Annotated in this window: 24 protein-coding genes and 7 tRNA genes; 13 read left to right on the top strand and 18 right to left on the bottom strand. The window is 71.1% G+C overall.

The window, feature by feature from the left end; translation table 11 throughout:
• Positions 1-79: 79 nt before the first annotated feature.
• The 4 genes from ACFWHU_RS20045 to pgsA all read right to left on the bottom strand — a co-directional run bounded on the left by ACFWHU_RS20045 (position 80) and on the right by pgsA (position 3,621).
• Positions 80-622, bottom strand: coding sequence for a hypothetical protein (locus ACFWHU_RS20045; RefSeq protein WP_385803483.1), 543 nt, complete (start codon positions 620-622; stop codon positions 80-82).
• 160 nt (positions 623-782) lie between these two features.
• Entirely contained in the window at positions 783-1,946 is a 1,164-nt protein-coding gene (locus ACFWHU_RS20040) for a glycosyltransferase family 4 protein (RefSeq protein ID WP_385803485.1), read from the bottom strand.
• Positions 1,943-2,914: a phosphatidylinositol mannoside acyltransferase gene (locus ACFWHU_RS20035; protein WP_387226013.1), complete on the bottom strand. Its 972-nt coding sequence runs from the start codon at positions 2,912-2,914 to the stop codon at positions 1,943-1,945. The genes ACFWHU_RS20040 and ACFWHU_RS20035 overlap by 4 nt, the downstream gene beginning before the upstream one ends.
• Positions 2,911-3,621 (bottom strand): phosphatidylinositol phosphate synthase, encoded by a 711-nt coding sequence (gene pgsA / locus ACFWHU_RS20030; RefSeq protein ID WP_385803488.1) that lies wholly within the window; start codon positions 3,619-3,621, stop codon positions 2,911-2,913. The genes ACFWHU_RS20035 and pgsA overlap by 4 nt, the downstream gene beginning before the upstream one ends.
• 258 nt (positions 3,622-3,879) lie before the next feature.
• Here pgsA and ACFWHU_RS20025 point away from each other — a divergent pair, with 258 nt between their 5' ends.
• Both ACFWHU_RS20025 and ACFWHU_RS20020 read left to right on the top strand, forming a co-directional pair.
• Positions 3,880-6,093, top strand: a complete 2,214-nt coding sequence (locus tag ACFWHU_RS20025; RefSeq protein WP_387226010.1) for an elongation factor G-like protein EF-G2 — start codon at positions 3,880-3,882, stop codon at positions 6,091-6,093.
• A gap of 166 nt (positions 6,094-6,259) precedes the next feature.
• Complete coding sequence (locus tag ACFWHU_RS20020; protein ID WP_385803491.1) at positions 6,260-7,912, top strand: hypothetical protein; 1,653 nt, start codon at positions 6,260-6,262, stop codon at positions 7,910-7,912.
• Positions 7,913-8,109: 197 nt separating this feature from the next.
• Here the strand turns inward: ACFWHU_RS20020 and ACFWHU_RS20015 are convergent, their stop codons facing one another.
• Positions 8,110-8,670, bottom strand: coding sequence for an HIT family protein (locus ACFWHU_RS20015; protein ID WP_385803493.1), 561 nt, complete (start codon positions 8,668-8,670; stop codon positions 8,110-8,112).
• A gap of 65 nt (positions 8,671-8,735) precedes the next feature.
• On the opposite strand from ACFWHU_RS20015, the gene ACFWHU_RS20010 reads away from it, so the two are divergent.
• Positions 8,736-9,461: a potassium channel family protein gene (locus ACFWHU_RS20010; RefSeq protein ID WP_385803494.1), complete on the top strand. Its 726-nt coding sequence runs from the start codon at positions 8,736-8,738 to the stop codon at positions 9,459-9,461.
• 27 nt (positions 9,462-9,488) lie between these two features.
• Here ACFWHU_RS20010 and thrS read toward each other — a convergent pair whose 3' ends face one another.
• On the bottom strand, positions 9,489-11,471 hold the full coding sequence (gene thrS, locus ACFWHU_RS20005; protein WP_385803496.1) for a threonine--tRNA ligase: 1,983 nt from the start codon (positions 11,469-11,471) through the stop codon (positions 9,489-9,491).
• Positions 11,472-11,663: 192 nt separating this feature from the next.
• On the opposite strand from thrS, the gene ACFWHU_RS20000 reads away from it, so the two are divergent.
• On the top strand, positions 11,664-12,389 hold the full coding sequence (locus ACFWHU_RS20000) for an exonuclease domain-containing protein (protein WP_387226007.1): 726 nt from the start codon (positions 11,664-11,666) through the stop codon (positions 12,387-12,389).
• An 86-nt stretch (positions 12,390-12,475) separates the two neighbouring features.
• Here ACFWHU_RS20000 and ACFWHU_RS19995 read toward each other — a convergent pair.
• Positions 12,476-12,547: transfer RNA gene (locus ACFWHU_RS19995), tRNA-Val, on the bottom strand.
• A gap of 39 nt (positions 12,548-12,586) precedes the next feature.
• On the bottom strand, positions 12,587-13,042 hold the full coding sequence (locus tag ACFWHU_RS19990) for an SRPBCC family protein (protein WP_385803500.1): 456 nt from the start codon (positions 13,040-13,042) through the stop codon (positions 12,587-12,589).
• A 92-nt stretch (positions 13,043-13,134) separates the two neighbouring features.
• Between ACFWHU_RS19990 and ACFWHU_RS19985 the strand changes: the two genes are divergently transcribed.
• Positions 13,135-15,636: an SCO7613 C-terminal domain-containing membrane protein gene (locus ACFWHU_RS19985; protein WP_387226005.1), complete on the top strand. Its 2,502-nt coding sequence runs from the start codon at positions 13,135-13,137 to the stop codon at positions 15,634-15,636.
• 80 nt (positions 15,637-15,716) lie between these two features.
• Here the strand turns inward: ACFWHU_RS19985 and ACFWHU_RS19980 are convergent.
• Positions 15,717-15,788: transfer RNA gene (locus ACFWHU_RS19980), tRNA-Val, on the bottom strand.
• Between the two features lie 55 nt (positions 15,789-15,843).
• Complete coding sequence (locus tag ACFWHU_RS19975; protein ID WP_385803504.1) at positions 15,844-16,302, bottom strand: TIGR02611 family protein; 459 nt, start codon at positions 16,300-16,302, stop codon at positions 15,844-15,846.
• A 190-nt stretch (positions 16,303-16,492) separates the two neighbouring features.
• Between ACFWHU_RS19975 and ACFWHU_RS19970 the strand changes: the two genes are divergently transcribed.
• Positions 16,493-16,906 (top strand): SsgA family sporulation/cell division regulator, encoded by a 414-nt coding sequence (locus tag ACFWHU_RS19970; protein ID WP_078078286.1) that lies wholly within the window; start codon positions 16,493-16,495, stop codon positions 16,904-16,906.
• A 262-nt stretch (positions 16,907-17,168) separates the two neighbouring features.
• Positions 17,169-17,726: a CGNR zinc finger domain-containing protein gene (locus tag ACFWHU_RS19965; protein ID WP_385803506.1), complete on the top strand. Its 558-nt coding sequence runs from the start codon at positions 17,169-17,171 to the stop codon at positions 17,724-17,726.
• Between the two features lie 3 nt (positions 17,727-17,729).
• Here ACFWHU_RS19965 and ACFWHU_RS19960 read toward each other — a convergent pair whose 3' ends face one another.
• Together ACFWHU_RS19960 and ACFWHU_RS19955 are read right to left on the bottom strand one after the other, a co-directional pair.
• The gene (locus ACFWHU_RS19960; protein ID WP_385803507.1) at positions 17,730-17,882 is read right to left on the bottom strand and encodes a hypothetical protein; all 153 of its coding nucleotides are present in this window, start codon (positions 17,880-17,882) and stop codon (positions 17,730-17,732) included.
• A 128-nt stretch (positions 17,883-18,010) separates the two neighbouring features.
• Complete coding sequence (locus ACFWHU_RS19955; protein WP_385803509.1) at positions 18,011-18,469, bottom strand: hypothetical protein; 459 nt, start codon at positions 18,467-18,469, stop codon at positions 18,011-18,013.
• A gap of 205 nt (positions 18,470-18,674) precedes the next feature.
• Between ACFWHU_RS19955 and ACFWHU_RS19950 the strand changes: the two genes are divergently transcribed.
• Positions 18,675-19,187 (top strand): DsbA family protein, encoded by a 513-nt coding sequence (locus ACFWHU_RS19950; protein WP_387226000.1) that lies wholly within the window; start codon positions 18,675-18,677, stop codon positions 19,185-19,187.
• A 24-nt stretch (positions 19,188-19,211) separates the two neighbouring features.
• Here the strand turns inward: ACFWHU_RS19950 and ACFWHU_RS19945 are convergent, their stop codons facing one another.
• Genes ACFWHU_RS19945 through ACFWHU_RS19935 form a run of 3 tightly spaced genes read right to left on the bottom strand, consistent with a single transcriptional unit; the run spans position 19,212 to position 21,968 of the window.
• Positions 19,212-20,048, bottom strand: coding sequence for a GNAT family N-acetyltransferase (locus ACFWHU_RS19945; protein ID WP_387225998.1), 837 nt, complete (start codon positions 20,046-20,048; stop codon positions 19,212-19,214).
• 42 nt (positions 20,049-20,090) lie between these two features.
• Positions 20,091-20,912: an aminotransferase class IV gene (locus tag ACFWHU_RS19940; RefSeq protein WP_385803514.1), complete on the bottom strand. Its 822-nt coding sequence runs from the start codon at positions 20,910-20,912 to the stop codon at positions 20,091-20,093.
• Positions 20,913-21,968 (bottom strand): chorismate-binding protein, encoded by a 1,056-nt coding sequence (locus ACFWHU_RS19935; protein ID WP_387225996.1) that lies wholly within the window; start codon positions 21,966-21,968, stop codon positions 20,913-20,915.
• A 178-nt stretch (positions 21,969-22,146) separates the two neighbouring features.
• Here ACFWHU_RS19935 and ACFWHU_RS19930 point away from each other — a divergent pair.
• The 5 genes from ACFWHU_RS19930 (at position 22,147) to ACFWHU_RS19910 (ending at position 22,591) form a co-directional block, all read left to right on the top strand.
• A tRNA-Gly gene (locus ACFWHU_RS19930) sits at positions 22,147-22,219 on the top strand.
• Positions 22,220-22,255: 36 nt separating this feature from the next.
• Positions 22,256-22,329 (top strand) — tRNA-Cys (locus tag ACFWHU_RS19925).
• 1 nt (position 22,330) lies between these two features.
• Positions 22,331-22,402 (top strand) — tRNA-Val (locus tag ACFWHU_RS19920).
• Positions 22,403-22,422: 20 nt separating this feature from the next.
• Positions 22,423-22,494 (top strand) — tRNA-Val (locus ACFWHU_RS19915).
• 25 nt (positions 22,495-22,519) lie between these two features.
• Positions 22,520-22,591: transfer RNA gene (locus ACFWHU_RS19910), tRNA-Val, on the top strand.
• Positions 22,592-22,647: 56 nt separating this feature from the next.
• On the opposite strand, the gene ACFWHU_RS19905 is transcribed toward ACFWHU_RS19910, so the two are convergent.
• The 3 genes from ACFWHU_RS19905 to ACFWHU_RS19895 form a co-directional block, all read right to left on the bottom strand.
• Positions 22,648-22,965, bottom strand: coding sequence for a zf-TFIIB domain-containing protein (locus ACFWHU_RS19905; RefSeq protein WP_385803518.1), 318 nt, complete (start codon positions 22,963-22,965; stop codon positions 22,648-22,650).
• A 68-nt stretch (positions 22,966-23,033) separates the two neighbouring features.
• Positions 23,034-24,038 (bottom strand): phosphotransferase family protein, encoded by a 1,005-nt coding sequence (locus tag ACFWHU_RS19900; RefSeq protein ID WP_387225994.1) that lies wholly within the window; start codon positions 24,036-24,038, stop codon positions 23,034-23,036.
• Positions 24,039-24,258: 220 nt separating this feature from the next.
• Positions 24,259-24,465, bottom strand: a complete 207-nt coding sequence (locus tag ACFWHU_RS19895) for a hypothetical protein (protein WP_078078277.1) — start codon at positions 24,463-24,465, stop codon at positions 24,259-24,261.
• Positions 24,466-24,562: the final 97 nt, after the last annotated feature.

Genomic DNA, 24,562 nt, shown 5'->3' with positions numbered 1-24,562 from the left:
CCTCTCCGGACCAGTCCACAGCAAGGGCCAATGGGAGGCCGGTGGATCGTTCTCGCGCCCTGGCAGGCGGGGCGGGGCGCTACCTGGGGCGGTCGGCGAGGGCGACCGGCGGCTCGTCGTCCATCTCGAAGGCGAGCGGGAACGGCGCGTGGCCGGCCAGCCGGAACCAGCGGACCGTGCGGTGCCGGCGCAGGGCGCGGGCCGCGCGTACGGAATCGTTGTGGAAGCGCCGGGCCATGGGGACGCGGCGTACGGCGGCGGCCAGCTCCAGCGCGGCCTCCTCGCCGCCCGGGGCCTCCCGTACGGCCTCGACCTGCGCGACCTCCCCGAACACGGCCCGCAGCGCCTCGCTCAGCTCGCTCTCGGCCACCTCGCGCTGCTCCTCCTCGGCCTGGCGGGCGGTGTGCGCGCCCTGGTAGAGCACGATCGAGGCCGCGGGATCGAGGACACCGGCGGTGGCCAGCTCCTGGGCGACCGAGGCGCGGCGCAGCAGTTGGGCGTCGAGGGAGGCGCGTGCGGCGTCGATCCGTGAGTGGAGGCGGTCGAGGCGGCCGGCGGTCCAGCTGAGGTACAGGCCGATCGCCAACAGCCCGGCGAAGATCCAGATCAGGGTTTCGGTCACGAACGGCAGGCTACTGGTGGCGGGACCGAGTTCCCCCACCCCGCCCCTTCCCGAAACCGGGGACAGGCCCCCGGCCCCCCGGTGTCCTCAATCGCCGGACGGGCTCACTTGAGCCCGTCCGGCGATTGAGGACAGGTCGTGCCCAGCGGCCGGCTGCCGGTCAGTCGCGGGTCGCCAGGCCGAAGCGGGCGCGGAGGCCGACGCGTTCGTCCGTGGCCACCGACGCCGCCCCGTCGGTCACCGTCTCGTAGACAGCGAGAATGTCCGCGCCCACCGTCGACCAGTCGAAGCGCCGCACATGCGCGCTCCCGCGCCGGCGCAGTTCGTCGCGGCGCTCCGGGTCCCCCAGGAGCCGTATCGCCGCCTCGGCCAGCGCGTCCGCGTCCTCGTTGGCGAACAGTTCGCCGGCCGCGCCCTGGTCCAGGACCTGTGCGAACGCGTCCAGGTCGCTCGCCAGCACCGCCGCGCCCGCCGACATCGCCTCGACGAGGATGATGCCGAAGCTCTCGCCCCCTGTGTTGGGCGCCACGTACACGTCGACACTGCGCAGCAGCCGCGCCTTGTCCTCGTCGCTCACCATGCCCAGGAATTCGACGCGCTCGCGCATCTCCTTGGGAAGCGACTCCACCGCTTCCTTCTCGTCACCGCGCCCGGCGACCAGCAGCCTGGTCCGCGGGAAGGCTTCGAGGATCCTCGGCAGGGCCTTCATCAGCACGGGCAGCCCCTTGCGGGGTTCGTCGATGCGCCCGACGAAGCCGATCGTGCCGCCCTGCCACTCCGGATTGACCTCGGCCTTCGCGAAGAAGCCGACGTCGACACCGTTGGGGATGACGACCGCGTCGCCGCCCAGGTGCTCGACCAGCGTGCGCCGCGCGTACTCGCTGACGGCGATCCGTGCGCTTATCTTCTCCAGCGCCGGCTGGAGGATCGGGTACGCGGCGAGCATCACGCGCGAGCGCGGGTTCGAGGTGTGGAACGTCGCGACGATCGGCCCCTGCGCCGCCCAGCAGGCGAGCAGTCCGAGCGAGGGCGCCGTGGGTTCGTGGATGTGGATGACGTCGAAGGTGCCGTCGTGCAGCCAGCGCCGTACGCGGGCCGCCGCCAGGAAGCCGAAGTTCAGGCGGGCGACGGAGCCGTTGTACGGGACGGGTACGGCCCGCCCTGCGGACACCACGAAGGGCGGGAGCGGTGTGTCGTCGTCGGCGGGCGCGAGTACCGAGACCTCGTGGCCGAGGCGGATCAGATGGTCCGCGAGATCCCTGATGTGGAACTGCACGCCGCCCGGTACGTCCCAGGAGTACGGGCAGACGATGCCGATCTTCACCCGGTCCCCCCGGCACGCTCGGTGCTCCCGGCGCCTTCGGCGCTGCCCGCTTCTCCGGCGCTGTCGCCGGTACGTGGTTCGAGGTCCGCGAGCCACAGTCGTTGCAGCATGTGCCAGTCCTCCGGGTGCTCGGCGATGCCGACGGCGAACTTGTCCGCCAGGGCCTGTGTCATCACAGACGACTTCTCGGCGCGTTTGCCTGTCTCCGGTACCTCGACGGCCGGATACACCCGCCCCCGCATGAGCTTGGGACCGTCGAAGTTGAGCGTCACAGGGAACAGCAGCGCCCCGGTCTGCTGCGCCAGCATCGCGGGCCCGGCCGGCATCCGTGTCTTCTCGCCGAAGAACGTCACCTCGACGCCCGAGGCGGACAGATCGCGGTCGGCGACCAGACATACCAGGCCACCGGCCCGCAGTCGCCTGGCGAGCGTCCCGAAGGCGCTGCCGCCGGTGTGCGGCAGCACCTCCATACCGAGACTCTCGCGGTATTCGACGAAGCGGTCGAAGAGTGATTCGGGTTTCAGCCGTTCCACGACGGTCGTGAAGGGAACGCCCATCCCCCGGGTCAGCCAGGCCCCCGCCAGATCCCAGTTGGCGAGGTGCGGCAGGGCGAGGACGACGCCCCGCCCGCTCTCCAGGCCCTCGTTGAGGAGATGGATGTCCTTGATCTCGACGCTGTCCCGTACCCGCTCCGCGCTCCAGACGGGCAGCCGGAACGACTCCATCCAGTAGCGCATGTACGAGCGCATCCCGGCCTTCGACAGCTCAGCCAGGCGCTCGGGGCCCGCGTCCGGCTCCACTCGGGCCAGATTCGATTCGAGCCGCAGCACATTGGTGCCGCGCCGCTTCCACACGGTGTCGGCGATGGTCCTGCCGAGTGCGTTGGCCGCCGGTTCGGGGAGCTTCTTGACGGTGCTCCAGCCGAGCCCGTACAGCGCGTCGGCGATCCGGTCCTGCGCGCCGCTCATGAGGCGGCCTCGCTCGCGCTGGCGGCGTCCGCCTCGGCGGACTCTCGCCGCACCGTCACGACGCGCTGTCCGAGTGTCACCAGACTGCCCACGGCCACCACCCACAGCGCGATCGGCAGGAGGATGTCGATACCGGGCACGCCGAACGCGTGGAGCCCCGCGAGACCCGCCGCCACCAGCGAGATGACCAGCCGCTCGGCGCGCTCGATGAGTCCGTTGACCGCCACGGGCAGTCCGATGGACTCGCCCCGGGCCTTCGTGTACGAGACGACCTGGCCGCTCGCCAGGCAGAAGATCGACACGGCGCACAGCACGTTGTTGTCGCCGGTCCCCGCGTACCAGAGCGCGAATCCGCCGAAGACCGCGCCGTCGGCGACCCGGTCGAGCGTGGAGTCCAGGAAGGCTCCCCACCGGCTGGAGATCCCGGCCTGCCGCGCCATGTTGCCGTCGACGAGGTCGGAGAAGACGAAGAGCGTGATGACGATGGTGCCCCAGAAGAACTCTCCGCGGGGGAAGAAGAACAGCGCGCCGGCCATCACTCCCGCCGTACCGATGAGCGTCACAGCGTCGGGACTCACCCCCCGGCGGAGCAGAAACGCGGCGAACGGGGTGAGGACACGCGTAAAGAATGCACGCGCGTACTTGTTCAGCATGGCCTTCCCGACGGTCGGTGGGCCGGCCGCCCCATCGGCCACCGGCTGGCCCATCGTAGCCAGCCCCGACTGCCGCCACCGCCGGGGCGCCCAACCGGTACCGCGGGCCCAGGGATCATGGTCCGGGTCGGGCGGCTCGCGGGTCCCGCCCGTCCTCGATCACCGTCCCCGCGCCCTCGCGCCCCACGTATGGACGCGGGCCGACGCGAGTGGAAAGCTCGAAGGACCACCGTGGGCGCCGCCGGAGCCGCCGCGCGGCTCCCGTCGCCCGCGCCCTGCTCCTCACCGTGCGATCGATCGGGAGGCATGATCATGGGCGACAAGGCGAACGGACATCCCGGGGCCGCCGGCAGGGCGACGACGGTCGACCAGCCCTCCTCCGTACGGAACGTGGTGCTGGTCGGCCACAGCGGATCCGGCAAGACGACTCTCGTGGAGGCCCTGGCGCTGACCGCCGGGGCGCTCACGCGGGCGGGCCGTGTGGAGGACGGCGGCACCGTCTCGGACTACGACGAGATCGAGCACCGGCAGCAACGTTCCGTACAACTGTCCCTCGTCCCACTGGAGTGGGACGGGTTCAAGATCAATCTGCTGGACACCCCCGGCTACGCGGACTTCGTCGGGGAGCTGAGGGCCGGTCTGCGCGCGGCGGACGCGGCCCTCTTCGTCGTCTCGGCCGCCCAGGAGGCGGAGGCGGTGGCCGGCGCCACCCGCGCGGTGTGGGAGGAGTGCGCCGCCGTCGGCATGCCGCGCGCGATCGTCGTGACGCATCTGGAGACCGCCCGCGTCGGCTTCGACGAGCTGACACGGGTCTGCGGCCGGATCTTCGGCGGCGACGACCCCGACGCCGTCCTGCCGCTCTACCAGCCGGTGTACGGCGCCGAGGGCCCCGACGGGCACGCGCCGGTCACCGGGCTCACCGGGCTGCTCTCACGGAGGATCTACGACTACTCGTCCGGCACCCGCCAGGAGCTGGCGCCCGATCCCGACCGGCTGCCGCTCATCGACGGGGCCCGCGACCGGCTGATCGAGGGGATCATCGCGGAGAGCGAGGACGAGACCCTCATGGAGCACTATCTGGGCGGCGGCGAGGTCGACGAGCGGACCCTCGTGGACGATCTGGAGAAGGCCGTCGCCCGCGGTGTCTTCCATCCCGTCCTCGCCGCGGCGCCCGCCGCCGACGGGGCCCGCCAGGGCCTCGGCACGGTCGAGCTGCTCGAACTGATCACCGGTGGTTTCCCCACCCCGCTGGAGCGCCCGGCCCCGGAGGTGACCACCCCGCACGGCTCGGCGCGCCCGCGCCCGCGCTGCGACCCGCGCGGTCCACTGGTCGCCGAGGTGGTGAAGACGGCGTCGGACCCGTACGTCGGCCGGCTCTCCCTCGTCCGGGTCTTCTCCGGCACCCTGCGGCCCGACGAGACGGTGCACGTCTCCGGGCACGGTCTCGCCGACCGGGGCCACGAGGACCACGACGTGGAGATACGGATCGGGGCGCTGTCGGCGCCCTTCGGCAAGCAGCAGCGGGCGCTGGGCAGTTGTATCGCGGGCGATCTGGCGTGTGTGGCGAAGCTGTCGTGCGCCGAGACCGGGGACACGCTCTCCGCCAAGGAAGATCCGCTGCTGATGCGGCCCTGGGCCATGCCCGACCCGCTGCTGCCGCTCGCCGTGGAGGCGCACAGCACCTCGGACGAGGACAAGCTGTCGCAGGGGCTCGCGCGGCTGGCCGCCGAGGATCCGACGATGCGGCTGGAGCAGAATCAGGCCACCCGCCAGGTCGTCCTGTGGTGTCTCGGCGAGGCGCACATGGAGGTGGCTCTGGAGCGGCTGCGCAGCCGCTACGGCGTCCAGGTGGATGTCGTACCGCACAAGGTGTCGCTGCGTGAGACCTTCGGCGAGCGGGCGGCGGGGCGCGGCCGGCACGTCAAACAGTCCGGCGGACACGGTCAGTTCGCGATCTGCGAGATCGAGGTCGATCCGCTGCCCGTCGGCTCCGGCGTCGAGTTCGTCGACAAGGTCGTGGGCGGCGCGGTACCCCGGCAGTTCGTCGCCTCCGTGGAGAAGGGCGTGCGGGCGCAGGCCGCGCGCGGTGTCGCCGCCGGGCATCCGCTGGTCGACGTGCGGGTGACGCTGGTCGACGGCAAGTCGCACTCCGTGGACTCCTCTGACGCCGCTTTCCAGACGGCGGGAGCGCTGGCGCTGCGCGAGGCGTCCGCCGACGCCCGTATCGAACTGCTCGAACCGGTCGCCGTGGTGGAGGTGGTGGTCCCCGACGAGTACGTGGGCCCCGTGATGAGCGACCTGTCGGGGCGGCGCGGCCGGGTGGTCGGCACCGATCAGGCCGGGCAGGGACGGACGGTCGTACGGGCCGAGGTGCCGGAGATCGAGATCGGCCGGTACGCGATCGATCTGCGGTCGGTGTCGCACGGCACGGGAGGGTTCAGCCGCTCGTACGCCCGGCACGAGGCGATGCCGCCGCACCTGGCCGACCGGTTCCGCGAGAGCGCCGGAGCCGCCGTGGGGGCCTGAGCCGGTGGGACGCCGACAAGACGGTGCGGCGCCCGGTCCGGTTTCTCCCTGACGCGGAGCGTGTGCCCCGGTTACGCTGTGATGCGCCCCAGCTCAGCAGGTGTGCGGGGCACGGTAGTTGGGAAAAGGGCGCAGCAGCGGATGCTCGCGGCGATGGGGGCGGACAGTGTCGGACGGATTCGATTTCTCTCCTGGGGCTCAGGTTCCACTTCAGGGGTCGGCGGGTCAGACGGCGGCGACGCACGCCCTGGCGTCGGCGGCGTACCGGGACAGCCCGGTGGAGGAGATCCTCAAGGCGAACAGCGAGTGGCACAAGTCCGAGGTGAAGAAGGGCAAGGTGTCGCTGTTCGAGCCGAATCTGGGGGAGGCGTTCTCCCGCGCGGTGCAGACCCGGATGCTGGGCGGCGGCCGTGCCGCGCTCATTCAGTCCTTCGGTACTGAGCCGCAGACGGTGGTCGAGCACGCGCTGGCGGCGTCCCGCATCCGTAAGGAGCGCGACACCCGGCTCACCATCGTGACCGTCCTGTTCGGGCTGCTGTTCCTGCCGGGGACGCTGCTGTGGATCGGTGTCTTCCAGTTGCGCAGGACGCTGGCGGGTTCGAAGGACAAGAAGGCGGGCGCCATCGGCGGCGCCCTGCTGCTCGGCGTGGCGGCGCTGGCGGTGGTCTTCCTGGTGGCGCTGCCGTTCACGGGGTTCCTCGGCTGGTATCTGCGCGGTGTGATCATCGCGCCAGTCATCGGCTGGCTGCTCGCCAAGCGGATCTGCGAGACGACGGCGAAGGACCTGCGCGCCCGCTGGACCGATCTCCTGGCGGGTGGCGGTCTCGGCGCCAAGGTGCCCGAGGCGGTGCCGGGGCATCCCGACGAGACGGCGCGGGAAGAGCTGCGCAGCGGGCTGGAGAAGCTGACCGCCGAGCAGCGTTCCAACGCGGTCTTCTACGCGGGCCCCAAGGGGATATTGGGCATGGGTACCCGGTGGGGCAACTGGACACTCGCGGAGGAGCTGGTTCCCAAGGAGGCCGGCAAGGAGATCCACCAGTTCCGCAGCTACGACGTCATAAGGGCGATGCACGACCAGCTGAAGATGCTGGAGCGCGGCCCTCTCAACTCCGGTGGTTTCCCCAAGCCCGAGGTCAAGCACTGGATCGTACGGCCGGTCGACGAGAACGCCGGATCGGTCAGCAGGCCGGAGGGGCAGGACGTCGAGGCGTACCAGGTCAAACCGCACGAGATACAGCGGATCTGCAACCACCAGCAGTTCGGCGCCGGTGACCGGCACTATCTGGGTGTGCAGTTCGTCCTCTGGGACGGCCAGTTGATCATCACCATGATGATCACGGTGACGGTCCTGCACGAAACACTGCGTATCGAGGTGACGGGTCACGCGCTGGGGCCGGTGAATCCCCTCTTCTTCTCGAAGCCGTCGCCGAAGACGGTCACCAAGCCCAAGACGGTCAGGTTCTGGGAGACCACGACGCACAGTCTGCCGCTGGTGGAGCCGAAGGAGGCGGTGAGGCTCGCGGTCCGCGCCCCCTTCACCTGGTATCCGCCGATCCTCGACTTCCTCGGCGGGAAGCTGTCGTTGCCCGAGCCCTTCGGCCTGCGGCACGCCTGGGCGGACAAGCCCTGGCGCCACCGCTTCATGGCCGACGACGCGATGCGCGCGGCCACGCCGGTGCTGCGGGTGGCGCACGCGGCGGCGCTGCGGGTGCTGAACGACAACGGCGTGGACACCGAGCGCTTCGGCAGCCGCTCCTCGTCCCTCAGCGGCGCGGTCCAGGACCCGTCACCCAGGAAGGTCGACGTGTACGACGCGTAGGTCGTGTCTTCGAAGTAGCGCCGTCCGCCCGCAGGGCGGGGCCCGCGGCGGCTGGTGCGGTGCATCGCAAGGCGGAGGATCGGCCTTGTGGATGGACCGGCCGTACTTGGCCGACTCCGACAACGCGGCGAGGTGCCGTGCCAGGCGTCGCGGGCCAGGCGGGACTTTGAAGACAGGGCCTAGGGCGGCAGCGAGCGCTACGCCACCGGCCAGGCGTCCGCCAGCATCACCCGTGTGTCGGCGAGCAGTTGGGGCAGCACCTTCGTGTGCGCGACGACGGGCATGAAGTTGGCGTCGCCGCCCCAGCGCGGCACGACGTGCTGGTGCAGATGGGCGGCGATGCCCGCCCCCGCCACGGTGCCCTGGTTCATGCCGATGTTGAAGCCGTGCGCCCCGGACGCCGTACGCAGCGCGGTCATCGCCCGCTTGGTGAACGCGGCCAGTTCGACGGTCTCGGCCGCGTCCAGCTCCGTGTAGTCGGCGACGTGCCGGAACGGTACGACCATGAGGTGGCCGCCGTTGTACGGGTAAAGGTTCAGCACCGCGTAGACCGACTCGCCGCGGGCGATGACGAGCCCGTCCTCGTCGGACTTGCGCGGGATGGAGCAGAAGGGACAGCCGTCGTCCGCGTTCGGACCGGTGGGCTTGTTCTCGCCCTGGATGTAGGCCATCCGGTGGGGCGTCCACAGGCGCTGGAACGCGTCCTGGGTACCCACTCCGATCTGCTGTTCCGGCTCGCTCGTCATGCTGTGAAGCATATGACTTCGGCCCGGTGAAGCGTGTCGCCGGGCCCGCCCGCCCACGCCCCCGCCATGCTGACGCGATGCGTGTCCGGAACCGAACCGAGCGGCTGCACGACTGGGAGCGGGGCGCCGAACTGCCGATGCTCGTCGGCTCGCCGCTCTTCCTCGCCTGTTACGCGGTGTGCGTGCTGAACCAGAGCAGCGACCCCGTCGTGCGCGACGTGGCGCTGTCCGTGCTCTTCACCATCTGGGCGCTGTTCGCGGTGGACTACGCGGTACGTCTGGTCCTGAGCGGCCAGGGGGCGCACTTCGTCACGAAGCACTGGCTGGACACGATCGTCCTGCTGCTGCCCCTGCTGCGCCCGGTGCGGATCGTCAACACGTACGTGGCGCTCCAGCGCCGCCGTGACCAGCCCCGGCTGAGCCTGTACGGGCGGGTGATGGCGTACGCGGCGGTGACGGCCGCCCTGCTGAGCTTCGCCGCGGCGCTCGCGGTCTACCAGCAGGAGCGCGGCGCGCCGGGGGCCACCATCCGGACCTTCGGGGACTCGGTGTGGTGGGCCTGCTCGGCGATCACCACGGTGGGGTACGGCGACGTCACCCCGGTGACATCGCTGGGCCGGGTGTTCGCGGTCTTCCTGATGGTCTGCGGTGTGGCGCTGCTCGGCGCGGTGACCGGTTCGTTCTCCTCGTGGCTGATCCAGGTCTTCGGCCGGGAGGACCGGGCGAGCAGGGCGGAGCGGGGAAGCCCGCCTCCGGACGACGTACCGCCCCCGCCGGAAGACGTACGGCCCCCGGGAGGCTGACGCCTCTCCGGGGCCGTACGAGACGCCTCAGACCTGTACGCGGCGCTCCACGACGTCCAGCAGCTCGGCCAGGGCCTCGTCGGCGGGGATGCCGTTCTTCTGCGTGCCGTCCCGGTAGCGGAAGGACACCGCGCCGTTGGCGACGTCCTCGTCACCAGCGATGATCATGAAGGGTGTCTTGGCCTTCTGGTGGTTGCGGATCTTCTTCTGCATCCGGTCGGCGGACGCGTCCACCTCGACCCGCAGCCCCTTGGCCTTCGCCCGTGCGGCGAACTCCTGGAGGTAGGGCACGTGCGCGTCGCCGATCGGGATGCCGACCGCCTGGACGGGCGCCAGCCAGGCCGGGAACGCGCCCGCGTAGTGCTCCAGGAGCACGGCGAAGAAGCGCTCGATCGAGCCGAACAGCGCGCGGTGGATCATGACGGGCTGCTGCTTGGAGCCGTCCGGCGCGGTGTACTCCAGCTCGAACCGCTTCGGCTGCTGGAAGTCGACCTGGATGGTGGACATCTGCCAGGACCGGCCGATGGCGTCCTTGGCCTGTACGGAGATCTTGGGTCCGTAGTACGCGGCGCCGCCCGGGTCCGGGACCAGCGGCAGCCCCTGCTTGTCGGCGGCCTCCTGGAGCGCCGCGGTGGCCTCCTCCCACTCCGCGTCCTCGCCCATGAACTTGTCGGACTCCGGGTCGCGGGTGGACAGCTCCAGCTCGAAGTCGGACAGGCCGTAGTCCCGCAGCAGTTCCAGCACGAAGGTGAGCAGGGAGTCCAGCTCCTGCGCCATCTCCTCCTTGGTGCAGTAGATGTGCGCGTCGTCCTGGGTGAAGCCGCGCGAGCGGGTGAGGCCGTGCACGACGCCGGACTTCTCGTAGCGGTAGACCGTGCCGAACTCGAAGAGACGCAGCGGCAGCTCGCGGTAGGACCGCCCGCGCGCCTTGAAGATCAGGTTGTGCATCGGGCAGTTCATGGCCTTGAGGTAGTAGTCCTGGCCGTCGAACTCCATGGGCGGGAACATGCCCTCCGCGTAGTGCGGCAGGTGCCCCGAGGTCTCGAAGAGCTTCTTCTTGGAGATGTGCGGGGTGTTGACGAACTCGTACCCGGACACCTCGTGGCGGTGGCGCGAGTACTGCTCCATCTCCTTACGGATGACCCCGCCCTTGGGGTGGAAGACCGCGAGACCGGAGCCCAGCTCGTCGGGGAAGGAGAACAGGTCCAGCTCGCTGCCCAGCCTGCGGTGGTCACGGCGCTCGGCCTCGGCGAGGAAGTCGAGGTGGGCCTTCAGCTCGTCCTTGGACGGCCAGGCGGTGCCGTAGATCCGCTGGAGCTGGGGGTTCTTCTCGCTGCCGCGCCAGTAGGCGGCGGCGGAGCGCATCAGCTTGAAGGCCGGGATGTTGCGGGTGGTGGGCAGGTGCGGGCCGCGGCACAGGTCCTTCCAGCACAGCTCGCCGGTCTTGGCGTCGAGGTTGTCGTAGATGGTCAGCTCACCGCCGCCGACCTCGGCCGAGGCGCCTTCGGCGGCGTCGGCCGCCTTGCCCTTGAGCCCGATCAGCTCGATCTTGTAGGGCTCGTCGGCCAGCTCGATCCGCGCGTCCTCGTCGGTGGTGACCCGCCGGGAGAACCGCTGGCCGCGCTTCTGGATCTCCTGCATCTTCTTCTCGACGCGCTTGATGTCGTCGGGGGTGAAGGGCTCGGCGACGTCGAAGTCGTAGTAGAAACCGTCCTTGATCGGCGGACCGATACCCAGCTTGGCCTCGGGGAACAGCTCCTGCACGGCCTGCGCCATGACGTGCGCGGTGGAGTGGCGCAGGATGTTCAGGCCGTCCTCGGAGGACATCTCAACGGGCTGGACGCTCTCGCCGTCGGCGACCTCGTGGCTGAGGTCCCTCAGCTCGCCGCCCACCCGGGCGGCGATCACGGTGCGCTCGCCGGGGAAGAGGTCGGCCGCCGTAGTGCCCGTCGTCACCACGCGCTCTTCCCGCTCGGAATCGCGTTCGATGGTCACGCGGACATCTGACACCGGTCTCTCCTTCACTGGCGGGGCGCGCAGGCTCGTATCCGTACGCGTCGGGAATCGTACCGAGCCGGAGGGGCCACCCGCTAAACGGTTCAATTGTGCCGTCATCTCCGGCGTACGGCGCAAAGGGCGCGGGTATCACCGATTCGGGCAGTCGGCCTGATGCCATCTGCCGAGCGTGCGTGAGGAGTTCGCATGACGCACTGGTACGAGGGCCCCCTGGCCGCCTTCGACATCGAGACGACAGGCATCGACGCCGAGGAGGACCGGATCGTGTCGGCCGCCCTCGTCGTCCAGGACATCTCGGGCGCCCGCGCCCGGGTCACCCGCTGGCTGGTCAATCCGGGTGTCCCGGTGCCGGTCGAGGCGACCGAACTGCACGGTCTCACCGACGCGTTGGTGCAGCGCTCGGGCCGCTGGCCGGCGCCGGTGATCGAGGAGGCCGGCCGGGCGCTGGCCGAGCAGTGCGCGGCGGGCCGGCCGCTGGTGGTGATGAACGCGCCGTTCTGTCTGACGGTCCTGGACCGTGAGATGGGGCGCCACCGCAACTCGTCCATGGCCCGTTATCTGGAGAACGCACCGCTGTGCGTGCTGGATCCGAGTGTGCTGGACCGGCATCTCGATCCCGCGCGCAAGGGCCGGCGGCAACTCGTCGATCTCTGTTCGCTGTACGGGGTGGTGCTGGACGGCGAGCACGACGCGGTGGCCGACGCGGTGGCGGCGCTCGAAGTGGTGCGCTCGGTGGGGCGCCGGTTCGCCACCACGACACAGCAGCTCACCGTGGCCCAGTTGCACGCGCGGCAGGCGGTCTGGCACGCGGCGCAGGCACGCGGCCAACAGGAGTGGTTCGCCCGCGGCGGCCCACGGACCACGCCGGATCCGGCGTGGCCGCTGCGACCTCAAATACCCGCGGTGGCCTGACAGTCAGCCGCCCGGCGGCCTTGGGCGGCGGCTCGGCCCGGAGAACGGCGAGGCCGGTCCGTCATCGACGGACCGGCCTTTCCCGGTGGGCGATACTGGGTTCGAACCAGTGACCTCTTCGGTGTGAACGAAGCGCTCTCCCACTGAGCTAATCGCCCGGGAACGGACTGAACCATACAGGTCTCGGCGGGTTTCGTTCAAACCGTATGACGCCGTGCGAGCACCTTCCGCAGCCCCCGCCGCCCGGACCGCATCATCAGCGCGTGATTGGCGAGGAAGAAGGGGCGCCCGGCCACTGCGAGCCGCCGCAGGAGCGGCTTGTTGACGTCGACCTCCTGCTCGTACAGGGCGCTCGTGCCACCGCCCCGGGCGCTCAAGGTCCACCGCGCCCAGCCCTGGAGGTCGCCGGTCATCTCGATCTCCAGGACGCGGGCGCGCGGGTCGTTCCTGCTCTCGCGGGCGCGGACGTGGAGGTCGTACGGAATCACCGACCGGAACCGCGCGGTCCCGGTGCGCTCGTCGACCGGGGTGACCTCCCGGACCTGGGGCCACCAGTCGGGGTACTCACCGGCCCGCTCCAGCACACCGAACACGACGTCCGGGTCGGCGTCGAGTTCCCAGACACTGCGGAAGCGGTAGTGATTCCTGTCCATGGCCCAAGTCTGCTCCCGCGCACGTACTCACACGCGTATCTGAGTACGAGAGCCGATGGCCCGTGCTGTGGCACGGACCACACTCCGAGACCATGGAGAACGTTCCGCGTCCGGCCGAGGAGCTCGCGGTCCTCGATCGTGAGCTGGCCCGAATCGACGCGCGCCGAGCGCAGTTGCTCGCCCGCAGGTCCTATCTGCTGGCGCTGCTGACACCGCAGCGGCCGGTGGCACCGCAACCGCCGCAGCCACCGCGCGCACCGGCGGCATGGCCCGCCGCCCGCGCGCCCGAGACGTCCCCGCCGAGCGTGCAGAACGCCCTGCTGGCGCTGGGCGGTGTGCTGCTGACCATCGCGGCGATCGCCTTCACCGTGGTCAGCTGGGGCTCCATGGGCATCGGCGGCCGGTCGCTCGTGCTGGGCAGCGTCACCGCCGCCGCGCTCGCCGCGCCCGCCCTGCTGCTGCGCCGCGCGCTCACCTCCACCGCCGAGGCCGTCGGCGCGCTGGCTCTGGTGCTGACGGTCCTCGACGCCTACGCCCTGCACCGGGTCGCGCTCCCGGACACGGACCCGCTCGGCTACACGGCCGCCGTGTGCGCCGTCCTGGCCGCCGGCTGGGCCGCGTACGGGCTGCTCCTCGACCGGCTCCGTACGCCCCTGCCCGCCGCCGTCCTCACCGCCCAACTCCCGCTGCCGCTCTGGGCGCTGGCGGCCGGTGCGAGCCAGGTGACGTTCGCGTGGGCGCTGCTGGCGACCGCCGCCGGGGACATCGCGGTCGCGCTGTGGACCAAGCCGGAGCCGGCCCGGTCCGTCGCGGGTGTGACCGCCTGGGTGGCCGGCGGCTGGGCGCTGCTGATCGCCGGCGGGCTCTCGGTGACCGCCGGCTCCCCGCTCGACGCCGCCCGCCCCGGCGCGCTGTTGCTCGCCGGGGCCGGTGTCGCTCTCTTCGTGGCGGTCCGCGTCCCCGACGTCGCGTTCGCCGGCGCCCTGGTGGCCGGTCTGGCCGCGACCGTCGCGACCGGCGGCGTGCTGCGCCCCTCGGTGCCCCTCAGCTGGGCCGTCGTCGGGTATCTGCTGTGCGGCGCGGCCCTGTTGACGGCCGTACGGGCTCCGCTGCCCCGCGCGGCGGTGCGCGGGCTGTGCACCGCCGCCGGGTCCGTCGTGACCGTGGCCGTCCTGTGGACGCTGCCCTCGGTGACCGTGACGCTGCTCGGTCCGGTGTCCCAGGTGGACGACATCTGGTCGGGGGCGCCCGGCAGCGCGCGGGAGGCGACCGGGACCGATCCGGGTTGGTCGGCGATGGCCACGGCGCCTCTCGTGCTGCTGATCGCCGCCGGGCTCCTCGCACTCGCGTACGGCAGGCTCCCCGCCTCCTGGCGACCCGCCGCGCTGTCCGGTGCCACGGCCCTGGGCTGGGCCGCCGTGCTGGTCCTTCCGGCCGCGCTGGACCTCGGGTACGCGACGGCCGTGGCGACGGGCCTCGTCACCACGGCGGGCACGCTGGCCCTCGCGGTGTACGCGCACCTGCCGAGCGCACCGCGACGGCCCGATCCCGCGGTGCTGCCGGCGGTCTCGACGACGGCACTGGTCTGCGCATTGGCAGGCGCGGCCGGTGTCTCGCCGCTGTCCCTGGCCACCGAGACGACCACGCTCGTCACCCTCGGGGTGCTGCTCGCCCTGTTCTGCGGCGCCGCGGTGGTCCTGAACGCCGCCGTGACCGGCACCGGGACCGGCGACGACACGGAAGCCACCCCGGCGGCGCGGGCCGCCTTCCTGGCCCGGTCCTTCCAGACCGTCCTGGCCTGTCTCGCCGTCGTGACGGCCGTCGCCCTGCTCTGCGCGCTCTGCGCGTCCGCCGGACTGGCGCGCGAGCACGTCGCCCTCATCGTCCTCGCCGTACCCGCCGCCGGCGCGCTGCTCGGCGCGCGTCTGCGCCGCCACCCCGTGGCCCTGCCGACGGAACTGACGGCGGCCGGAGCCGGTCTGCTCGCCCTCGGCCTCGCCGCGGGCAGCCCGCAGACAGTCGCCCTCGTACTCGCTCTGTGCGCGGTCGTCGCGGCGGGCACCGCGCTGCGCCCGGACCGCCGCCCGGCGGCCGGGTATCTCGCTGCGGCGCTGTTCGTCCTGGCGACCTGGGTGCGGCTGTACGCGTCCGACGTGGCCACCCCGGAGGCGTACACCCTGCCGGTGACCGTCCCCGCGCTCGTGGTGGGTGTCCTGCGGCGCCGAGGCGACCCCGAGGCGTCGTCCTGGACGGCGTACGGCCCCGGCCTCGCGGCGACGCTCCTGCCGAGCCTCGCCGCCGCCTGGGGCGACACTCACTGGCTGCGCCCGCTGGCGCTCGGGATCGCCGCGCTCGCCGTCACACTCGTCGGCGCCCGGCTGCGGCTCCAGGCGCTGCTGGTCCTCGGTGGCACCGTGCTCGCGCTGGACACGCTGCACGAGCTGGCGCCGTACATCGTCCAGGTCGTGGGCGCCCTGCCGCGCTGGCTGCCGCCCGCGCTCGCCGGGCTGCTGCTCCTGGCGGTGGGCGCGACCTACGAACGGCACCTCAACGACGCCAGACGGCTCCGGGAGTCCCTGGGCCGGATGTGCTGACGGGCCGGCGCCCGGTATTCACATACCGGAAACGACCGATGCCCCGGAGACGGTGAAGTCTCCGGGGCATCGATTCCGGGTGGGCGATACTGGGTTCGAACCAGTGACCTCTTCGGTGTGAACGAAGCGCTCTCCCACTGAGCTAATCGCCCGGACGCGGGGCAAACATTACCCCATGTCAGTTGCCCCTCCGGACCGCTCCCCCGGTCACTCGTCGATCTTCCACGGCATGGCCAATCCGAACTTCCAGAGGTAAATGCCGACCAGCACCGCGATGATCACCAGACCGACCGTGGTGAGGATGATGTTGCGCCGCCGCACCTTGGGATCGAGCGCTTTCTGCGCCGCTTCGGTGACCTTGCGTCGCGTCCACCGGAGCACCAGTTGTGCCCAGACGAATTCGGTCGCCCAGATCGCCATACCGCCGAAGATCACCAGCCAGCCGGGACCGGGCAGCACCAGCATCGCCGCACCCGCCACAACCACCGCGAGCCCTACGACGAATACCCCGACCTGCCAGCTCACATGAAGCGTCTTCGAACTCTTGATAAAGCCCGGAGCGCGTGAGCCGAGCTCACGCTCCGCCAGCTCAGCCGTCAATTCTCCAGCGGATTTCTCTGCCGTCGGTACGACGACAGCCCCCCGCTCGTCACTCTCCGCATGCATGACACCCAACCTACCCGACGCCGAGTCGTCACCGGAATGGCGGCATAAGTCGAAGTTACACACCGCTGTACGAGCTACCTGAAGGATCACAAAACAGACAGAGGGGTTTACAACGACACCGTAGGTGGCATGTCGATTTCGCCGACGTGCGAATCCCCGAGCGCACACTGAGCGAAAGGCCCTGGCGCTTATGAACACCACGGTCAGCTGCGAGCTGCACCTGCGCCTCGTTGTATCGAGCGAGTCCTCACTGCCTGTACCCGCGGGCCTGCGGTATGACACGGCCGATCCTTATGCCGTGCACGCCACCTTCCACACCGGAGCCGAGGAGACGGTCGAGTGGGTGTTCGCCCGCGACCTTCTGGCCGAGGGGCTGCACAGGCCCACCGGCACCGGCGACGTCCGAGTATGGCCCTCCCGCAGCCAGGGCCAAGGCGTCGTCTGCATCGCCCTCAGCTCTCCGGAGGGAGAAGCCCTGCTGGAGGCCCCGGCGCGAGCCCTGGAATCCTTCCTCAAGCGAACCGACGCCGCGGTGCCACCCGGTACCGAGCATCGCCACTTCGACCTCGACACAGAGCTTTCCCACATCCTGGCCGACAGCTGAGCCAGGCCGAGAACTGCTCGGCGTCGTCCGACTCGGGGAGACGGCGCCGTGCGGACAACCACATACGGCGGACAGCGACGCCGTCGCCGCGGAACCACCGCGACGACGGCGTCGCCGTGCGACAACGCGGAGCGTCGGCGACCGGCGACAACGCGGCGAGCGCGTGTGCCAGGGACCGCGAGCCCGGCAGGATCCGCGAGACACCCCCTAGGATCTGCGGAACCCGGCGGGCACCGGTCCGCAGCAGGCCAGGGAGCCAATCGTGCAGATCCCCCACGACACCCGCAACGCCCTTGAGACCGTCGTCAGTCTCGTGAACACGATCGCCGAGCCCGACGGCACGGACGGGCTCGCCGATGTCGAGGCCCTGTACGGCTTCGCACGGACCCACCGCGTGAGCGGCGTGGGAGAACTCGGCCCCCGCGATCTGCGGGCCGTACAGGAGGTACGTACGCACCTCGCCGACGTGTTCGCCGCGTCCGGTCCCCGTGAGGCCTCCGATCTGATCAACCGGCTGGTCGCCGCCGCCGGCACGACCCCGCAGCTGACGGATCACGACGGCTACGACTGGCACGTGCACTACTTCGCCCCGGACGCGTCGGTGGCCGACCACCTCGCCGCCGACTGCGGCATGGCGCTGGCGTTCATCGTGGTGGCGGGCGAACAGGAACGGCTGCGGCGCTGCGAGGCGCCGGACTGCGGGCACGCCTTCGTCGACCTGTCGCGCAACCGCTCCCGCCGTTACTGCGACAGCCGGACCTGCGGAAACAGGCTGCACGTGGCCGCCTACCGGGCACGCCGCAAGGAAGCGGCCGGCTGAGCGTCACAGGAGGAACAGATCGTGGACCGCCGCCATCAGCAGCAGGGTGCCGATCACCGCCAGGAAGATCATCAAGGGCGGCTGGGAGAGCGCGAACAGACAACCGCGCGGCTCTTCGGTGGGTGCGGGATTTGGGCCCCGTGAGGTATCGAGCATCTCGGGGTGATCATGACGCAGGCCACGGTCCGCCGAACAACCAACACGCGTCCCGGCGGGGCCAGTTCGTCAGATTCCCGGCAAACGTCCACCCCCTGAGACGGACCGGGCTCCGGGAGCCTCCCCGGTCAGATGCCGTGCTTCTTGAGAATGGCCTCGACATCACTGAAATCGTCGCCGGAGTCGGCCGCGGGCTTCTTCGACTTGGCCGCCTTCGGCTGCGCCGCGGGGGCCGCGGACGAGCCGAGCGAGGGCGCGGAGGCGGCCGGCGCCACCGCGTCGCGCTGCGCCGCCTTGTTCGCAGCCCTGCGTTCCTTACGGCTGCCGACGCCCGCGCGCCGCTCCACCATCCGTGTCGTCATGAAGAGCAGCCAGGAGACTCCGAGCAGTCCGACACCCACCCACGCGGTCGGGCTGAACGCCTTGTCGGCGAGCCACTGGACGACTCCGGTCATCACGAGCGCGACCGGCACCAGCGAGTACGCGGCGATCCTGGTTGCCGCCAGGAAGCGCTTGCGGTAGGCGGTGATCGCCGCGATGCCGAGCCCGGCAGCGGACACCGCGGAACAAATGGTCTCGGCAATCATCCGGTCCTCCAGGCTTGGCGCCGTCGTCGGTAAGGGCGTTTCTCGTCGCGCGTGCCGGTGCAGGCCGACATGTCGACGCTTCCATCCTGCACCTCCCGGCGGGGTAGGGGCCACGGTCCGGAGGGACCTCAGGGAGATCTCCGGGGTTCGTCTCCTCCCCAGGTCCCGGTCGGAAGGGGGTCCGGGGACCTGGAAGACTGGCCTCATGAGTGACTCCCTCACCGCGGGCCCCGTCGTCCTCGACGTCTGGTGCGAGCTCCAGTGCGCCGACTGCCACACCGCGCTGGCCGACCTGCGCGCACTGCGGGCGCGCTACGGCGACCGGCTGGACGTACGGCTGCGGCACTTCCCCCTGGACAAGCACCGGCACGCCTTCGCCGCCGCGCAGGCGGCCGAGGAGGCGGTGGAGCAGGGCCAGGGCTGGGCGTACGCGGAGGCCGTACTGGCCCGCCACACGGAGCTGGCCGACCGGGGCGAACCGCTGCTGCTGGACGTCGCCCGCCAACTGGGCCTGGACGACGAGGAGTTCGACACCGCCTTGATCGACGGCCGGCACACCCTGATCGTCGACGCCGATCAGGCCGAGGGCAAGGCGATCGGTGTGACCGGCACCCCGACGTATGTCATCGGCGGCGAGCGGCTCGACGGCGGCAAGAGCCAGGACGGACTGCGCGAGCGCGTCGAGGAGATCGCCGACCGGCTGCTCGCCGAGGTCTGACACCCGCTCTCCCGCGGTGTCCCGTCAGAGCAGCGCCTTGAAGACGTTGCGGTGCGTGGTCACGTACCCGAGGGATTCGTAGAGACCGATCGCCGGGGCGTTGCCCGCGAAGACGTGCAGGCCCAGGGCGGTCCCCGTGTCGCCGGCGATCCGCTCGGCGTGCAGCATCAGCGCGCGGCCGTAGCCCTTGCCGCGCTGCTCCTCGGGCACCTCCACGTCGTAGACGAACGGGACGACCACGCCGGAGCTCAGCCCACGGGTACCCACCCACACATGGCCGACCACCTCTCCGTCGCGGATCAGGACGTCGATCGAGGTACCGGGCGTGGCGAGGCCGTCCGGCAGGAGCTGGAGGCGGCTCGACTCGGCCTTGGCCCGAGCCTGTTCCTCCGGCAGCCCCCGGTCGACCCAACTCTGCCGGAAGCCGTCGAACGAAAGCTCCGCCCAGAGCGCGTACTCCGTCTCCTCCATCCGTCTGCCCACGAGTCCGGCCGGCAGGACGGGCGGCTCCCGGTCCAGCTCCTTGAGCATGTTCCTGCTGCGCTCGGTGTGCCCCAGGGTCTCCAGCAGCCGCAGCGCGCCCTCGGCCCCGGCCGGGACGGACGCGACCACCTGGCCGCAGCCCCAGCCGCGCAGGACCTCCTCCGCTGCCAGGACGGCGATCGTGCCGCGACCGCGGCGCCGGTCCGCCTCGTCGATCCACAGTCGGCGCAGCACACCCGCCGGGGTGCCGAAGGCGCCGTCCATGCCGAGTTCGATCACGCCGACTGGACGGCTGTTGTCACACACCTCGTAGCCGCGTGACGCCATACCGTCGTCGGTCTTCTGAAGCGGCCCGGTCGGCCGCAGAGTCGTGGTCATCAGGGGAGTTCTACCCATCCGACAGGCACACGTCATCAGGTTTTACGGATCGAGATCTGCCGCCGCGCGCTCCTCGAAGACACGCATGGCCTTGGCCGTGACCGGACCAGGGGCGCCGGGCAGCTCACGGCCGTCGATGCGGTGGACGGCCTGCACGTCGCGCAGTGACGAGGTCACGAAGATCTCTTCGGCCCGGTCGAGCGCGTCGAACGGCAGACGGGTCTCGTGGGCTCCGGTCCACTCCACCGTCAGTGCGCGGGTGATGCCGGCGAGACAGCCCGAGGAGACGGGCGGGGTGTGGAGCCGGCCGTCGAGTACGACGAAGACGTTGGAGCCCGTGCCCTCGCACAGGTCCCCCACCGTGTTGGCGAACAGCGCCTCGGAGGCGCCCTGTTCACGCGCGGCGGCGAGGGCGACGACGTTCTCGGCGTACGAGGTGGTCTTGAGCCCGGTCACCGCGCCGCGTTCGTTGCGCGTCCAGGGGACGGTGATCACCGCTGTGGTGTCGGGGCGGCGTTCCGTCTCCCCGACTGCCACGACCAAGGTCGGGCCGGCGTCGCCGCGGTCGGAGCCGAGCGGCGACAGACCGCCGGTGTACGTGATCCGCAGCCGGCCCATGTCCACCGGGTTGGCGTCCAGGACGGCGGCGCAGGCCGCGCGCACCTCGTCGTGGTCGGGGTCGGGTAGTCCGAGACCGCGCGCCGAGCGGGTCAGCCGGTCCAGATGCCGGGTGAGGGCGAAGGGCCGCCCCTGGACGGTCTTCACCGTCTCGAAGATTCCGTCACCCACGGTCAGCCCGTGGTCGAGCACGGAAACCCGCGCGGCGTCGGCCGCCCGCAGTCCGCCGTTGACCCAGATCATCATCTAGCCGGTCCTTCCCGTCGCTTCGTACACTCCCGACGCTACCGCCAGCAGGCGCGATGCCTTGAGTTCTGTCTCCCGCCACTCCCGCTCCGGGTCGGATCCCCAGGTGATGCCCGCGCCGGTGCCGAACCGGACGACGGGTCCGTGCGGCGGGTCCCGCTCGATCCAGAAAGTCCTTATCCCGACGGCGAGTTCGGCCGTGCCGCGGTCGGCGTCGACCCAGCCGACGGCGCCGCAGTACGGTCCGCGGGGTGCGGTCTCCAGCGCCTCGATGATCTTCAGAGCGCTGGATTTCGGCGCGCCGGTGACCGATCCTGGCGGGAAGGTCGCGGCCAGCAGTCCGGGCCAGCCCGCGCCCTCGGCGAGTTCGCCGCGCACCGTCGAGACGAGATGGACGAGTCCGGGGTGCGGCTCGACGGCGCAGAGGGCGGGCACGGTCACCGATCCGGTGGCGCAGACGCGGCCGAGGTCGTTGCGGACGAGGTCCACGATCATCACGTTCTCGGCGTGGTCCTTCTCCAGCAGGTCGGCGGCGGTCCGCCCGGTGCCCTTGATGGGCCCGGACTCCACGGTGCGGCCGGCGCGCCGGAGATAGAGCTCCGGGGACGCGGTGGCGATCTCCACGCCGCGGGCGGGCAGTCTGATCGTGCCGGCGTACGGGGCGGGGTTGCCGCGTGCCAGGAGTGCGGTCAGCGCGTCGACGTCGGCCGCGTCCGGGTCGGGCAGCGGGGCCGTCAGGACACGGCAGAGGTTGGCCTGGTAGACCTCGCCCGCCGCGATCAGTTCGCGGATGCGCCGTACACCCGAGAGATACGCGGCGCGGTCGAGCGACGACGTCCAGTCGCCCGCCGCGGGGCCCTGCCACTGCCCCGGCACGGGCAGGGGCACCGGTTCGCGGCGTACGTCGCCGAACCGGGCGCAGGTGAGACGGCCCTCGAAGTCCATGGCGACAGCCCAGAAGCCGGTGGAGTCCAGGGCTTCCGGGTCATGGGTGACATCGCGCAGATCGGTGGCGACGAGGTCACCGAAGCGGGCGAGCGGAGGGAGGTCGGGCACGATGATGAGTCTAGGACGGCTCACGGGACGCACCACGAAGTGTCACGCGGGCGCCGTGAAGGTGCCGCAGTGTGAACGCACGGCAGCACGCTGCACAAACGCGTTTTTGTACTGGCCCCGTAATCCGCTAGAGTTCACCACGTCGCCGGGCCGCGAGTTGAGGACCGGGAAACGGCACGCGGACGTAGCTCAGTTGGTAGAGCGCAACCTTGCCAAGGTTGAGGTCGCCAGTTCGAACCTGGTCGTCCGCTCGAGTTGGGGGATAGATTCCCGGCCCCCGTACTCCTGGTGGAGTGGCCGAGAGGCGAGGCAACGGCCTGCAAAGCCGTCTACACGGGTTCAAATCCCGTCTCCACCTCCAAGGACGATTAGCTCAGCGGGAGAGCGCTTCCCTGACACGGAAGAGGTCACTGGTTCAATCCCAGTATCGTCCACTGGATCCATCTGGATTCCCGCGCGATTAGCTCAGCGGGAGAGCGCTTCCCTGACACGGAAGAGGTCACTGGTTCAATCCCAGTATCGCGCACGCAGTACACACGCAGGGTAACCCTGCGCGATTAGCTCAGCGGGAGAGCGCTTCCCTGACACGGAAGAGGTCACTGGTTCAATCCCAGTATCGCGCACAGCCCGAAGCCCCCGGCCTGATCAGGCCGGGGGCTTCGTCGTGTGTGCGGGGTGCTCAGGACGAGAAGAGCATCCGGCCGAAGCCCTTCTGGCGGTGGTGACCGCCGTGGTGCCCACCGTGACCGCCGTGCGGCGCGCCCCACGCGGGAGCCGGCGCGGCTGCGGCGGGATAGCCGGCCGCCCCTTGTGCGGGGTAGCCGCCGGGGGCCGCGGGCGGGGGCGGGGCCTGCTGTCCCCACTGCGCCTCAAGACGGGTCAGGGACTCCAGCTCGCCGTAGTCGAGGAAGATCCCGCGGCAGCCGCTGCACTGCTCTATCTGGACACCGTTGCGGTTGTACGTATGCATCGCTGCATGGCACTTGGGGCACTGCATTGGTCGGGTCAGCTCCTCGCCGGTCGGTCGGCATCGCCGGAATGCCTCCCGGCGACGGTCCGTTCACCTTACGACGAGGGCTCGGCCGCCAACTCCGTTGGGAGTGTGGCAATTCGGGCACAGGTCTCGATCATCGTCCCCTCCACCTCGTCCGGTTCACGGCCCTGCTCGGTCGATTTCGCGACGGCGAGCGCGGCGGTCTGGACGGTGAGGGCGCGGGCGGCGATGTCGAGCCGGGGCCAGGGGTCGCCGTCCGGCGGTACGGCGGGACCGCCCGCCGTCCGGTAGGCGCCGAGGAAGCGCTCCCACTCCTCGGGGGCCAGCAGTCCGGCGGCGTACCAGGCGGCCGGGCGGGCCAAGTCCCAGGCGGCGTCGCCGAGTCCGAGGTCGTCCACGTCGATCAGCAGCCAGGGGCCGTCCGTCACGGGGTGCCGCACGAGCTGGCCGAGGTGGAGGTCGCCGTGGCACAGGAAGCCGCCGACGGGTGCGGGCGCCTCGTTCCTCGCCCAGGCCGGCAGCCCCGCCCAGGCGCGCTCCACATCGGCGGCGGCCGCGTGGGGTCCGGCGGCCCGCATCCGGGAGAGGGCCTGTGCGGCCTTGAGCGGGCCGCGCACGGGCGGGAGGGACAACGGAGCGAGGGCGGTGGGCGGTACGGCGTGCAGCAGGGCCAGCAGGGTCCCGGCCGCCTCCCAAGGCGCGTCGTCGGGGCGGTCGGGGTCGACGGGGGTGCCGTGAGGCCAGGCGGTGACGGGACGGCCCACGGAGTGCGGGGCGGTCACGGGGAGCGGTGGCAGCAGGATTCCGGCGAGCAGTGGATGGGCGGCGACGGAGAGCCGGGCCAGGTGTCCCGCCGGGTCGGTGTCGGGGGCGTGGGCCTTGGCGACGGCGGCCCCGTGCCGTACGACCACGCCGTCGGACCGGTCGGCCAGCACGGTCTCCTCGCACCCGCAGGCGCGGCGGGCCGGCGCGGGCCCGGCCGGGGAGCCCGCGTCCGGGTGGGCGGCGTGACGGGCGGCGAGGGTGAGCGCGCGTACGACGGACGTGGTCGTGGCTGCGCTCGCGGATGTGGTCACGGCGGTGTCCCCCGGTGCGGTGTGTTCCCGCCGGGAGCCTACGCGGCACGGGTGGGCGAAAGACCGGCAACAGGTCCGGAAAACGGGTCCGGACAGCGCGATGGCCGGTCAGCTCCCCAGCTGACCGGCCAAACGCTGCCGTCCGCCGCACCCCCGTCCCCACGGGGTTGTTGGCCGGATGTCTGCGGTTCGGGCCGCTCTCCCGAACCTGGGACGCCGCTCAGCGCCCCAGCATCACGCCCACGGACGACGCTTGTGTGACCACTGCTTCCCAGCCGCCGAATACGACGACCAGCAGGGCCGCGAGAGGGAGGACCATGGCCGTGGCCACCAAGGGGTGACGCGAACCCGAATTCCGTCCGCCGAACGCGTCGAATGCCCTGCGTCCCTGCGTGCGGGTCATCGCTCGCGATGCCGTGTCGGCCATGGTCCTTCTCCTGTCGTGTCTGGCAGCGGCGAGTGTCTGACCTCGGGGGACGAGTGCTGCACCCGCCGCTTGAGAACAACACTAGGTACACACCGGG

The organism is Streptomyces sp. NPDC060366, assembly GCF_042725135.1.
Lineage (GTDB): Bacteria > Actinomycetota > Actinomycetes > Streptomycetales > Streptomycetaceae > Streptomyces.
Note: the sequence above shows the minus strand (reverse complement) of the source record. Positions and strands in the feature narration are given on the sequence as shown.